Here is a 15,143-nt window from a genome sequence, read left to right as displayed (position 1 = left end):
GAACGGCCAAGTCAGGCAGTTGACGTAATAATTACGTCATTATATTGACGTGTTGTGTTGTTCCCGACGCCAGCATTGACCGACGCCGACATCCGCGTCCTTGCCGAGGTTGATCGGATGCGGGATGGAATGCGCCACGAACTCCAGGCCAAACCCGGGAAGTGGGCAGGTGGGCTGCGGAAGTTCCTCACTGCGGACGCCGTCGCCGCGTCGAATTCGATCGAAGGGTTCAGGGTCTCCACCGTCGATGTCGAAGATCTCATCGCGGGTGAACGAGATGTAGACGTGTCCGAGGAGAATAAGGCCGAGACGCTCGCCTACGAGCGGATGATGGCCTACATACGGACGTTTCGCGATGTGGCGGATTTCGCTTACAGCAAGGGGTTTCTCAACTCGTTGCATTGGATGTTGCAGGGGCACAGGCATTCCGAGCGACGGCCGGCCGGACAGTGGCGGTCCGGTCCGGTATACGTGACGGACGCGCGTGATCCGAGTATCGCCGCGTATACGGGCCCGGATGCCGAGCGCGTGCCGGTTCTGATGGGGGAACTCGTCGACTGGCTCAATGCCGACGACGGCACGCATCCGCTGGTGCGCGCGGCGATGGCGCATCTGCACCTCGTTTCCATCCATCCGTGGGCGGACGGTAACGGGCGCATGTCGCGATCACTGCAAACGCTGTTGATCGCGCGCGAAGGTGTTCTGGCGCCGGAGTTTTCATTCGTCGAGGCGTGGCTCGGCAGGCCGGGTAACACGTGGGAGTACTACCAGGTCCTCGGCCGCCGGGGCAGCACCTACCGGCCGGATCAGGATGTGTCCGAATGGATTCGGTTCAACCTGACCGCCTATCACCAGCAGGCTCAAACCGTGCATGCCCGCTGGATACGATCCGGAACGGTTTGGGCAATGCTCGACGAGTACGTCGCGGGCATCCGTCTGGACGAACGGGTCATCAGCGCGCTGCACGATGTCGCGATGTCCGGGCGGGTCCGCCGAACCCGATACGAACAGGCCGAAGGCCTGAGTCTGCAACAGGCACAACGCGATCTGCGCGACCTCGTCGCGCTCGGTGTGCTCCAGCCGGTCGGCCGCACTCGGGCCCGCTTCTACACTGCCGGACCGAGTTATCCGGCGGCGGTGTTGGACGCCGCCGGTACTCCGACTACCCTCGACGACCCGTACGGGGCCGGGTCTTCATAGGAGGTCGTGCAGGATTCGGCCTACTCGGCTCATGTTTTCGGGGCGGTCGAAATCGCCGTGGGCGCAGTCTATTTCGATTATTTCGAGATGGCCGGTGACGTGGGGGCGCCAGAGTTGTTCCAGGTCTTCGGTCGATTCGGCTATTCGGTGGCCGTCGGAGTCGCGGGCGGCGGCGAATATTGTCATGTCGCCTTCGTAGCGGGGCGAGGTGCAGCCCGCCAGCAGGGTGCTGTTGTTGAGGAGGACTTTCGTCGCTCGCCCCACCAGTTCCTGGATGACGGGGGATTCGAGTTGTTCGCCGAATCTTTCGGCCGCCCAGACGCGCAGCGCCGCCATTGCTTCGTCTTCCGACACGTCGGGTGGAACCTCGGACGGCACAACGGGTTTGCTGTCGATGATGCCGAGGAATCCGACCGGCATCGCGCGCTCGGCGAGTTGCTGCGCGAGCACATGCGCGACTATTCCGCCGTACGACCAACCGAGCAGGTAGTACGGGCCCTCGTCTTGGAGTGCGCGCATCCGATCGATGTAGTCGTCGATCATCTCCTGGAAGGAGGCGGCCAGCGGCCCACCGTCGAGTCCGCGGGACTGGATGGCGTAGACGGGCCGGTCGGGCAGATGCGGTCCGAGTTGCTGATAGAACCAGCCGAGACCACCGCCGGGATGCAGGCACCACAGCGGTTTTCGCGATCCCGAACGTTTCAGCAGCAGCACCGGATCGAAATCCGTCGCCGAGTCGACACCGTCGTCGAGCCGGGCCGCCAATTGGGCGACGGTAGGAGAATCGAAGATCGCCCGGACCGGAACCTCCGCCCCGAGCACCGCCCGAATCCTGCTGGTGAGACGCGTCGCCAACAGGGAATGCCCACCCAGGGCGAAGAAGTCGTCGTCGACGCCGACCCGGTCGAGCCCGAGGATTTCGGCGAACAGCACGGCCAGCGTCCGCTCCCGCTCACCAGCCGGCGCCCGATACGCCACCGACGAGGCGAATTCGGGATCCGGCAACGCCTTACGATCCACTTTCCCGTTCGCGGTCAGCGGCATCGAGTCGATCACCATCACCACCGACGGCACCATGAACTCCGGCAACCGCTCGCCCACCCACCGACGCACATCGGCGGACAGCAGACCGGCCTGTGGGTTGTTGGCGTGGACGGCGGCTGTCGACGGCAGGTACACATCGGTCAGCGGTCCGCTCGCGGTATCGACGAAAACCGCGTCCATACAGCCGTTTTCGGCCGACCAGGTGACCGCCGTGGTGTATCCGCACCGCTCCCCCAGCACATAGACGTCTTCGGGCAGCAGACCCCCACCCGTCCGATCGGCGCCGGTGGCGAGTAGTCCTTCGAAGCCGACACCGCTGCTGTCGGCAGGCAGCCCTGACCGGATCCGCTGCGTCGCTTCGACCTCACCGATCAGCCCGGCGTGCGGGATCCCGGTGACACGAATACCGCCGCGGTGCCGGGTTTCCAAGAGCGTGCGTAACCAATCACGGTCGTGGAATTCGACTTTCGACACATCCGCGACCGACAACGCGGACGACCTACGCAGCACGACGTCGTAGCGATACCGGCTCAACTCGTTGACCGCGTACCCGCGCTTGAGCCGAATATCGACGGCCGAACCCAAACTCGTGAAAAACTCCGGCGCCAGCAACAGCTCCTGCTCCGCCGAGATATCCCGGCGGACCCGGGCAGCGACCGCTGCCGGATCATCACCGCCGCCCCGGACGATCTGTACCGCGGTGGTGAACTCCTCCAGCAGAGCCAGATTGCGCACATCGCCGATGAATATCGCACCGCCGGGCGCGAGGAGCCCGAGCGCCCGCTCGAGTACCTCGCGAAGATACCCCTGACCGGGGAAATACTGAACAACCGAGTTCAAAACTACGGTATCGAAGTGGTTCTCCGGCAGCCCATCGATATCGTCGGCGGTCCGCACACTCAACGCGACACGGTCGACCCACCCCGCGTCCAGCGCACCCAGCCGCTGCCTGAGTGTGGCGATGGTCGTAGCGGAAAAGTCTGTCGCCCAATACTCTTCGCAGTCCGGCGCCAGCTGCGACAGCAGCAGCCCCGACCCGACGCCGATCTCGAGCACCCGCCGCGGTCGCAGCCCGCGAATCCGCTCCACCGTGGCCGACCGCCACTCCCGCATCTGCTCCAGCGGAATCGGCGCACCGGTATAGCTACTGTTCCAGCCGCTGAAATCGGCGTCGATGTCACGGTTTTCGGAACCGCTGTACAGGTCGTCATATACCCGGCGCCACTGCCCGACCAATTCGTCGGCGCCGACCACCGGCCCGGACCTGTCGGCGACCACATACCCGATCAACTGCTTACCACCGTCGGTCTCGCGCGCGACCACCACCGCCTGCGACACCGAAGGATGCTGCGCCAGAACAGCTTCCACCTCACCCGGCTCCACCCGGAAACCACGGATCTTCACCTGATCGTCGACCCGGCCGACGAATTCCAACTGCCCGCCGGAATTCCACCGCACCACATCACCCGTCCGATACAGCCGACCACCGGCCGGATCGAACGGATCCGCGATGAACCGCAACGCGGTCAATCCCGCCCGCCCCCGATAGCCCCGCCCGAGCTGCGCACCAGCGATATACAACTCACCCGGTACGCCCACCGGCACCGGCATCAAGCCCGAATCCAGCACGAACACCCGGACATTGGCCAATGCGGAGCCGATCGGCACCGAGACATCGCCGATTCCGTCGGCGGCGGCCTCGAATACCGTTGCGAACGCGGTGGTTTCGGTCGGCCCGTAACCGTTCATCACTTGAATATCGGCATAGTGCGCGTTCACTCTCCGAACCACGGCCGCCGTCAGCTCGGCGCCACCGGCCAGAATCTGCGTCAACGTTCGGAAAGGGTTCTCCGGCAAGGACTCGACATAGTCGAGCAAGGCCGAGAGCAGCGGTGGCGTCACGAACATCTTCGTCACCGAGCGTGCCTCGATCAACCGAGTGATCTCCGCCGGATCCGAGCGCTGCTCGTCCGCCAGCACCAGAACGGCGCCGCAGCACAGGGCGGGCCAGATCTCATAGGTCGAGGCATCGAACGCGGTCGAGGAATGCACCAGCATCCGGTCGGCCGCGGCGACCGGCCGCGCCGCGGCGACCAGGTTCACCACGTTACGGTGGGATATCGCAACACCTTTCGGGATACCGGTAGATCCGGAGGTGTAGATCAGGTACGCCAGATTCTGCGGGCGCACCCGATCGCGGACATCTACCCCGGCGGTGTCGAGTGCGTCGAGGTAGAGGTGCGGTATCTCGTTGTGGGGCAGCACCTTTGCCGTCGCACGGTCGGTTACGACGGACACCGGCGCGGCGTCGGCCAAGATGAACGCCAACCGGTCCGAGGGATAAGCCGGATCGATCGGCAGATACCCGCCACCGGCCTGCAGCACCGCCAGCAACGCCACGATCAAGTCCACCGACCTCGGCAATGCCACCGCGACGATCGTATCCGGCCCCACCCCACGCGAAACCAGCACCCGCGCCAGCCGATCCGCGCGGATATCGAGCTCCCGATACGAGAGCTCCGTCGCACCACAGACCACCGCGGTCGCATCCGGAGTCGCCGCAACCTGCGCTCGGAACAGTCCGACCAGCGTCTGGTTCGAATCGATCGGCACGGCGGTGTCGTTCCACCGATGCAGCACCAACCGGCGCTCGTCACCGCCGAGGATATCGATCGACCCGACCGCACCACTCGGGTCCGAAATCACCTGCCGCAGTACACGTATCAACCGATCGACCATCGTTTCGACGGTCGACCGATCGAAGAGCTCCGTCGCGTACTCGACGAAGCCGTTCCAGGCGTGTCCACCCGGCGCATCGGCGATATTGAAGAACAGGTCGAATCGCGATGCGGCGACGGACGCCGGATAGGGCTCGAACCCGACACCCGCCAGTTCGACCGTCGGCATGGTGTTGTTCTGGAACGCCAGCGATACCTGGAACAACGGATGATGCGCCGCCGAGCGGACCGGGTTGAGCAACTCCACCAACAGCTCGAACGGCGCATCCTGATTCTCGTACGCGGCCAACGCCTTTGCCCTGACCTGGCTCAGGATCTCGGTGAACGATGCCGCCGGGGTCACGCCGGCGCGCAGCACCCAGGTGTTGACGAAGAACCCGACAAGATCGGCCAATGCCTCATCGGTACGCCCCGCGATCGGTGAACCGATCGGAATGTCCTCCCCCGCACCAAGTTTGAACAACAACACCGCCAACGCCGACTGAAGAACCATCGACACCGTCGCACCCGCACGAACCGCCAACCGCTCCACGGCATTCCGCATCTCGGCATCGATATCGAACAACACCATGTCCCCGCGATAACTGGCGACGCGTGGACGCGGCCGATCGGTGGGCAACCGCAACTGCTCCCGCAACCCGTCGAGCTCACGCCGCCAATAATCGAACTGCCGCGACAAAACGCTATCGGGATCGGTGGCCGAGCCGAGCCATTCCTGCTGCCACAGCGTGTAATCCACGTACTGCACCGGCAGCGGCTCCCATCCCGGCGCGCGATTGTCCAGGCGCGCCGTATACGCCAGCGCCAGGTCGCGCAGCAGCGGCGTCATCGACCAGCCGTCACCGGCGATGTGGTGCAGCACCAAGACCAGCACGCATTCGTCGTTGTCCGATCGAAAAACGTTGACCCGTAACGGTATTTCCGTCGACAGATCGAATCCGTACCGCACCGCGGCGGTCACCGCGGCATTCAGCTCGGCGGCATCCACCGCGGCGACGGTCACCGGCACCTCGACATCCGCGATATCGAGCACCCGCTGCGCGGGCTCACCGTCGACTTCGGCGAAGATCGTGCGCAAACCCTCGTGCCGCGCAACCACATCGCCGACCGCTGCCGCGAACACCCGCGCGTCGAACACGCCCGTCAACCGCGCGACCAACGGAATGTTGTATGTGGCGGACGGCCCCTCCAACCGGTGCACGAACCACAACCGCCGCTGCGCGAAGGACAGCGGAACCACCTCCGGCCGCACCCGGGCCGAAAGCGCCGGACGCGCACGCCCGCCCGCGTCCAGCCTGGTGACCAGTTGTGCCACCGTCGGAGCGTCGAAGATGGCCCGGATCGGCACCTCGACGCCGAGGACCATCCGGATCCGGCTCACCAGGCGGGTCGCCAGCAAGGAATGGCCGCCCAATTCGAAGAATCCGTCGTCGACGCCGATCCGCTCACGCCCGAGAACCGCACCGAACAGCTCGGCCAGCACCCGTTCCCGCTCGCCGCTCGGCGCGCGGTACGCCACCGACGACGCGAGCTCCGGATCCGGCAGCGCGTCGCGGTCCAATTTTCCGTTGGCGGTCAACGGAATCGACTCGATCACCAGCACCGCGATCGGCACCATGTATTCCGGCAACCGGTCGGCCACCCACCGGCGCACCTCCCGGCCGTCGACCGCATTACCCTCGGGGACAACGTATCCGACCAGTTGCTTACCGCCTGCCTCGGTCTCGCGGGCGACCACCACCGCGTGCGACACCGAGGGATGTTGTGCCAGCGCGCTTTCCACCTCACCGGGCTCCACCCGGAAACCGCGAATCTTTACCTGGTCGTCGATGCGGCCGACGAACTCCAACTGCCCGCCGGAATTCCAACGCACGACATCACCCGTCCGGTACAACCGACCACCGGCCGGATCGAACGGATCCGCGACGAACCGTGCGGCGGTGAGCCCGGGACGGTCGTGATAGCCGCGAGCCAATTGCGCACCGGCGATGTACAACTCACCGGCGGCCCCGACCGGCACCGGCTCGAGCCGCGAATCGAGCACGAACGCTCGGAGATTCGCCAACGCGGACCCGATCGGCACCGACTCGTCCTCGAACGCCGCCTCGAAGGATCGGCAGACCGCGAATGTCGTTGTCTCCGTTGGCCCGTATCCGTTCATGACGCGCGTCTCGGGATAGGTCCGCAGAGCTTGCCGGAGCATGTCCGGCGTCATCTCCTCGCCACCGACCGAAATATGCCGAAGCTCGGCGAGCGCGCCGGGCTGCTGTTCGACGATCAACTCGAACAGCCTGGTGGTGAAGAAGGCCGCGGTAACCCGTTGTGCGGCAAGCACCCCGGCCAGCGCCGCGATATCCGTACGTCCCGGGGGCGCGACAATCACCCGGCCACCACCGAGCAGCGGCACCCATATCTCGTAGGTGGAGGCGTCGAAGGCGACCGAGGAGTGCACCAGCACGCTGTGATGCGCACCGTCGCGCCACCCGGGCTGATTCGCGAAGGCCACCACATTTCGATGGGTGACGGCAACGCCTTTCGGCACGCCGGTGGAACCGGAGGTGTAGATCAGGTAGGCCAGGTTCTGCGGCCGCACCGCGACGGCCCGATCGAGTCCGGGTCCGTCGACGGTGTCCGGATACAGGTGCGGTATCGCGTTGTGGGGCAAATGTTTCGCGGTGGCCCGATCGGTCAGGACGACGACCGGGTCCGCATCGCCGAGTATGAAAGCCAAGCGATCCGAGGGATATGCCGGGTCGATCGGCAGATACGCGCCACCGGCCTTCAGCACCGCGAGCAGCGCGACGATCAATTCCGCGGATCTCGGCAGCGCGACCGCGACCACCGAATCGGCATGCGCCCCATGCGATATGAGGGTTCGCGCAAGCCGGTCGGACTGGATATCGAGTTCCCGATATGTCAATTCCGTGTCGCCGCAAACGATTGCGATCGCATCCGGATGCGCGCCGACCTGCGCCAGGAACTGTCCGACGACGGTGGTGTCCGGAAATTCGACAGCGGTCGCGTTCCAGCGCCGCAGCACCAGCTCACGCTCGTCGGCGCCGAGGATATCGATCGAGCACACCGGGATATCCGGATCGGTTACCAGCTGCCGGAATACGCGCGCGAGCCGCTCCGCCAGCGCCGCCACCGTCGACCGATCGAACATATCGGTGCGGTATTCGAGATGCAGGTTCAGGGTGGGACCGGCATTGGCGATCAACGTCACCGCGTAGTGCGACGGCGTATCGGGGCGCAGCTCTGTGATGGTGATGCCGGTCGTGCTCGCGGCCTCGGCGATTCCGCGCTGATCGACGGGGTAGGACTCGAAAGCGATGAGCGTGTCGAACAGGACGTGCACGCCGACGCCCTGGTGGATATCGCTCAACCCGATGTGGTGCTGGTCGAGCAGCGCGACCTGCCGGGCTTGCAGGTCGGTCAGCGCCTGGGCGACGGTGTCGCGCACACCGAACCGCACCCGCATGGGCACGGTGTTGATGAACAGCCCGACCATCGAATCCACGCCCGGCACCGCGGGCGGACGGCCCGATACGGTGGCGCCCGCGATCACATCGCGGCGGCCGGTCGACAGCGCCAGCAGCATCCCCCATGCGCCCTGCACCATGGTGTTCACCGTGACGCCGAGCGCCATGGCCCGCCCGCCCGCCGCCGCGACCGTCTCGGCGGTCAGCGGCACCGCAATGCGTTCGACACCGGCGTGCGCGGAATGATCTGTGCCGCTAGGCTTTCCGATGCTGTCGGCGAGTAGCGTCGGTTCGTCGACGCCGTCGAGCTCCCGAATCCAGGCCCGCACACCGGAGTTCGAATCCTGCCGGATCAGCCACTTCAGGAATTCCCGGTAGTCGGGCACCGGCGGCAAGCCCGCGGCATCGCCACCGGAACCATAGAGCCACAACAGATCACGGAGCAGCAGCGGCAGCGACCAGCCGTCCAGCAATACGTGATGCGAGGTGAGGATCAGTTCCGAGCGCTGCTCGCCGGTGATCACCAAGGTCAACCGCAGCAGCGGCGCGACCGCGATATCGAAATGCTCGTCCCGTTCCTCGGCCAGCATTGCGCGCGCCGCCGCGGCCCGGTCCGCCTCCGCGAGTTCACGTAAATCCACTACGCGCCACGGCAATTCGACACGATCGACAACCACTTGAATCGGAACGCCGTGTGCGTCGGCGGCGAAACCTACCCGCAGATTCGCATACCGGTCGAGCAGGCCCTGGCCCGCCGCGCGCAGCCGAGCCGGATCGACCGGTCCGGCCAGGCAGAAGACAACCTGCAAGTGGTAGGCGTCGAATCCGCTGTCCGCCAATACCCGATGGAACAGCAGCCCCGACTGCATCGGGGTCAGCGGCCACACATCCGCCAGGCCCGGATACCGGTCCTCCAGGACCTCGATCTCGTGCTGTGCCAGCTCCACCAGCGGCAGATCCGACGGCGTCCAACCGCCCGCGCCGGAGGCGGTGGCGTGACGTGCCAACCCGGCCACCGCATTCCGCCACAGCCCGGCCAACTCGGCGACCTCGTCCCGCGCCAATACGCCGGACGGCGCGGCGAATACCGCCCGCAGCACCGGCCCGTCGCCGGTGTCGACGACCATCGCGTTCACGTCGAGCACCGACAGTGCGGGCATGGCCGAAAGCGCCGGATCCATCGGCGTGATCAGCTGCCCGGCATCGACCGCCGGCGTCCAGCCCGTTCCATGCAGTCGCGGCGGCAACAAATCCGCCGAGGTGAATCGGCCCAGATAGTTGAACGCGATCTGCCCGGCCGAAAACTGTTGCAGCACAGCTGCTGTCTCGGAATTCAAATAGCGCAGCAACCCATAGCCGATACCTTTGTCCGGCAGCGCGCGCAGCTGCTCCTTGATCGATTTGAACAGGGCGCCCGCCATGTCACCGCCCGCGCAAAGTTCATCCCAATCCGCCGCGGTGGCGCGCAATCGCACCGGGTACATGCTGGTGAACCAACCAACCGTATTCGACAGATCAGCGCCGGGAACCGTGTTCTCCTCCCGCCCATGACCTTCCAACCGGATCAACACCGAATCCTCGGACACACCACGCCACCGCGTCACCGCCGCGGACAGCGCCGCCAACAGTCCGTCTTCGACACCACCGTGGAATATCGCTGGCAGCGTGGTCAACAGGATCTCCGTCTCGGCCTGCGGAATCTGTATCTGGATGCGCTCGACAGTGGCCAGCACATCGACGCCAGGATCCAATGGCCGCGCACCGAGCATCGCATCCGGCCCGTCGAGAACCGAACGCCACCAAGCCAATTCCGCCACCCGCTCCGGCTCGGCAGCCGCATCGACAAGACCATGCGCCCAACGCCGCATCGACGTCCCCGTCACGGGCGCCGGTGCGACACCCGAAGAGATCGCTTGCCACGCGGATACGAAGTCCGGCAGGAGGATTCGCCACGAGACCCCGTCGACTGCCAGGTGATGCGCGATGATCGCCAACCGGCCCGCCCGTTCCGGACCGGCATCGAACCACACGAACCGCATCATCACTCCGGCTGCGGGATCCAAGCGGCCCACCGCCGCTTCCAACTCCGCGGCAACCGCATCCGCCCCGAAATCGATCACCTCGACGCGATGCACCAACCGCCAGGCATCCACCGACCCGGCCGGCGCGACCTCCAGCCCCGGGCCGCGCTCGTCGTCGACCAACCGCGCCCGCAGTACATCGTGACGGTCGAGCACCGCGGTCAGCGTCGCCACCAGCCCTGCCCGATCGATGCCGACCGGCAGATCCAGCACCATCGACTGGCTGAAACGTTCGAACCCGCCGCCCGATTCGCGCACGAACCGGGCCACCGGCAGCAATGGCAGCCAACCGACCCCGCCACCGGCCAACTCCCCCAATACCGAATCCGCCGCGCGCCCATCGGCCACCGCCGCCAGCGCCGCGACGGTCCTGCGCTCGAACACCTCCCGCGGACTCACCACAACGCCGAGCGCCCGCGCCCGCGACACCACCTGGATGGAACGGATACTGTCCCCACCCAATTCGAAGAAATTGTCGTCGACGCCGACCCGGTCCAGGCCGAGCACCTCGGCGAAAATCGTTGCCAGCACCCGCTCCTCGGCGGTGCTCGGCGCCCGGTATTCCGCCGACGACACCAGCTCCGGCACCGGCAGCGCCGCGCGATCGATTTTCCCGTTGGCGGTCAACGGAATCGAGTCGAGCACCAGCACCGCGGCGGGCACCATGAAATCGGGCAGCCGCTCGGAGACGAACTCACGCACCCGCGCCCCATCCAGTTCGGCCGAGTCGGTCCGATCCGGGACGACGTATCCGACAAGCTGTTTGCCGCCGCCGGCGTCGAGCGCGACGACCACCGCCCTGGATACCGAAGGATGCTGGGCGAGCGCGGTTTCCACCTCACCCGGTTCCACGCGGAACCCGCGGATCTTCACCTGGTCGTCGCTGCGACCGACGAATTCCAACTGCCCGTTGGCATTCCACCGCACCACGTCACCGGTGCGGTACAGCCTGCCACCGGCCGGATCGAAGGGATCGGCCACGAACCGCGCCGCGGTCAATCCGGCCTGCCCGCGATAGCCGCGCGCCAATTGCGCGCCTGCCACATACAGCTCACCGGCGATTCCGACCGGCACCGGCGCCAACCACGGATCCAGCACATACGCCCGGGTATTGGTCACCGGAACACCGATCGGCACCGCACCGACCACCCCGTCGGGCACGGCCAGCGATGTCACATCGACCGTCGCCTCCGTGGGGCCGTAGAGATTTTCGATCCGCACACCGCCGCAGGCGGCCTTCAGCGCGTGGACCAGTCCCGCGGTGAGCGTATCCGCCCCGGTATTCACCTGTGTCAGGCTCCGAAGCGCGTCGCACCGCGACGACTCCGTGTATTCGACCAGCGCGGACAGCAGCGGTGGGGTGGCGAACATCTTTGTCACCGAGCAGGTCTCGACCAGACGGGTGATCTCGGCCGGGTCCGAACGCCGCTCACTCGCGACAACCAGCGTCGCGCCGCCGCACAGCGCGGGCCAGATCTCGTATGTCGAGGCGTCGAAGGCCACCGACGAATGCATCAGCACGCGTTCGCCGGGATTCGCCTGCCACGCCTGAGCGACCAGGTTCACCACGTTGCGGTGGGTGATACCAACACCTTTCGGCACACCGGTGGAACCCGAGGTGTAGATCAGGTACGCCAAATTCTGTGGCCGCACCGGGACGGTCCGGTCGCTACCGTCCGCGTCGTCGATGCCATCGAGATATAGGAGCGGTATATCATTGTGCGGCAATATCTTTGCCGTCTCCGGATCGGTCACGACGACGACCGGAGCGGCGTCGGCCATGACGAAGGCCAGCCGATCCGAGGGGTACGCCGGATCGATCGGCAGATACCCGCCGCCGGCCTTCAGCACCGCCACCAACGCGACCAGCAATTCCGCCGATCTCGGCAATGCGACCGCGACAATCGTATCCGGACCGGCCCCACGCGAAACCAACGCCCGCGCAACTTGATCCGCCCGCGTATCGAGCTCCCGGTACGAAAGCTCGACCTCGCCGCAGTGCACCGCGACCGCATCCGGTGTCCGGGCCGCCCGCGGCTCGAACAATCCGACCAGGGTGACGTCCGGGATTTCGACGGTGGTCTCGTTCCACCGGCGCAGCACCAGATCGCGCTCGTCGCCGAGGATATCGATCGACGCCACCGCGATATCCGGGTCTGCTGCCACCTGAGCCAATATCCGTACCAACCGCGTCGACATCGCTTCGACCGCGGGCCGGGCGAACACATCGGTGCGATATTCGAGCCGCAGCGTGAGATCGGGGTCCGCGCCCGCCACGACCGTCAACGGGTAGTGCGTCGGCGCGCTGGACCGCAGATCGGCGATGGCGATACCGCTCGCCGTGACGGCCGCACCGATTCCGGCACGGTCGACCGGGTAGGACTCGAACCCGATCAGGGTGTCGAACAAGACATTCAAGCCGGTGGCCTGATGAATATCGCTCAACCCGACGTGGTGATGTTCCAGCAGCGCGGCCTGCCGGGCCTGTAGTCCGGTCAAAAGGCCTGCGAGGGTGTCGCGGTCGTCGAATCGCACGCGCACCGGCACGGTATTGATGAACAACCCGACCATCGCATCCACTCCGGCGATCGCCGACGGGCGGCCGGACACGGTGGCACCGGCCAGCACATCGCGGCGGCCGGTCGAAGCCGCGAGCAGGATGCCCCACGCGGCCTGCACGACCGTATTCAGCGTGACACCGAGCTCCCTTGCCCGCCTTGATAATTCCGGGCCGACCGGAGCGGGCAGCGGCACATCGACCTGCTCGACGCCCACCGGTGCGGCAGTGCCTGTTCCGCCGGCGAGCAAAGTCGGTTCCCGGACGCCGTCGAGTTCGTCGAGCCATGCCTGAATGCCGACATGAATATCCTGTTGGTGCAGCCACTTCAGGAATTCCCGGTAGTCGGCGACCGGTGGCAGTGCCCCGGTGTCACCACCGGAACCGTAGAGGCTCAGCAGATCCCGGATCAGCAGCGGCAGCGACCAACCGTCGAGTAGCACGTGGTGGGCGGTGAAAACCAGTTCCGACCGCTGCTCCGCCGTCAGCACCAGCGTGAAGCGCAGCAGCGGCGGAATCGACGAATCGAAATGCGTATTCCGGTCCTCGATAAGCAGCAGTTCCAGTGCCGCCGCGCGTTCGGCCTCGTCGGCATCACGCAGATCGACTACGCGCCACGGCATTTCGATGCCGTCGACGACGATTTGCACCGGTACGCCGCGCGCGTCGGCGGCGAATCCGACCCGCAGATTCGGATAGCGGTCCAGCAGTCCCTGACCGGCGGCGCGCATCCGGGCCGGATCAACGCGGCCGGTCAGGCCGAAAACCACCTGCATGTGATAGGCGTCGAAACCCTTGCCCGCCAACGCCTGATGGAACAGCAAACCCGACTGCATCGCGGTCAGCGGCCAGATTTGCGCCAGGCCCGGATACCGCCGCTCCAGGTCTTCGATCTCCCGCTGTTCCATCGCGACCAGCGGAAGATCCGAAGGTGTCAATCCACCGGCGTCCGGCCCGGCGGCATGCCGGGCCAATCCCATGGCCGCGTCCCGCCACAAGGCGGCCAGTTCCTCGGCCTGGGTAGTCGCCAGCACGCCGGTCGGTGTCGCGAATATCGCTCGCAATACTGGTCCCTCGTCGCTGTCGACGACCATCGTGGTGACATCGAGCACCGCCAGCGCGGGCAGCGCCGGATCCTGTGCCGCAATGGATTCCGCCTCGGCCCGGGCCGGAGTCCACCCGTTGCCCCGCAGGCGTCGCGGCATGAGGTCGGCGGAGGTGAACCTGCCGAGATGGTTGAAGCCGATCTGTCCCGCCGAAAACTCCCGCAGCACAGCGGATGTCTCGGGATTCAGGTATCGGAGCAACCCGTAGCCGATGCCCTTCCCCGGAACCGCGCGCAGCTGTTCCTTGACCGACTTGACCAATGCGCCCGCCGCCGGTCCGCCCGCGCGAACCTCATCCCATGCCGTTGCGTCCGTGCGCAATCGCACCGGGTACATGCTGGTGAACCAACCAACCGTATTCGACAGATCAGCGCCGGGAACCGTGTTCTCCTCCCGCCCATGACCTTCCAACCGGATCAACACCGAATCCTCGGACACACCACGCCACCGCGTCACCGCCGCGGACAGCGCCGCCAACAGTCCGTCTTCGACACCACCGTGGAATATCGCTGGCAGCGTGGTCAACAGGATCTCCGTCTCGATCACCGGAAGCTCGACGATGGTGTGGCCGACGGTCGCCATGACATCCACCGCCGGATCCAGCGGCCGCGCACCGAGTATCGGATCCGGACCGTCGAGAACCGAACGCCACCACGACAGTTCCGCCACCCGCTCCGGCTCGGCAGCCGCATCGACAAGACCATGCGCCCAACGCCGCATCGACGTCCCCGTCACGGGTTCCGGTGCGACACCCGAGGAGATCGACTGCCAGACGGCGGCCAAGTCCGGCAGCAGAATCCGCCAGGACACGCCATCGATCACCAGGTGATGCGCGACGATCGCCAACCGGCCCGCCTGCTCCGGACCGGCATCGAACCACACGAACCGCACCATCACCCCGGCGGCCGGATCCAACCTGGGGGCCACCCGCTCGC

2 protein-coding genes (1 of these 2 running past the window's edge) are annotated in these 15,143 nt (G+C 66.1%); one reads left to right on the top strand and one right to left on the bottom strand.

Annotated features, from left to right (window positions below):
- The first annotated feature begins 117 nt into the window (after nucleotides 1–117).
- On the top strand, nucleotides 118–1,200 hold the full coding sequence (locus tag F5544_RS08940) for a Fic family protein (protein ID WP_203217506.1): 1,083 nt from the start codon (nucleotides 118–120) through the stop codon (nucleotides 1,198–1,200).
- Here F5544_RS08940 and F5544_RS08935 read toward each other — a convergent pair.
- Nucleotides 1,195–15,143 carry the 3' portion of a non-ribosomal peptide synthase/polyketide synthase gene (locus F5544_RS08935; protein ID WP_167479077.1) on the bottom strand. It continues 6,532 nt past the right edge of the window, so 13,949 of the gene's 20,481 nt are visible here — the last part of the coding sequence; its start codon lies beyond the right edge, outside the window — the gene reads right to left on this strand; it ends in the stop codon at nucleotides 1,195–1,197. The two genes, F5544_RS08940 and F5544_RS08935, sit on opposite strands and share 6 nt — an antisense overlap.

Origin of the sequence: Nocardia arthritidis (genome assembly GCF_011801145.1) — a bacterium.
GTDB lineage: Bacteria > Actinomycetota > Actinomycetes > Mycobacteriales > Mycobacteriaceae > Nocardia > Nocardia arthritidis_A.
The sequence above is the reverse complement of the archived record's forward strand: the minus strand, read 5'-3'. Positions and strand labels throughout refer to the sequence as shown.

Coding starts and splice junctions, on each gene's coding strand:
- F5544_RS08940 (WP_203217506.1), top strand. CDS start 118: ATGCGGGATGGAATGCGCCACGAACTCCAGGCCAAACCCGGGAAGTGG.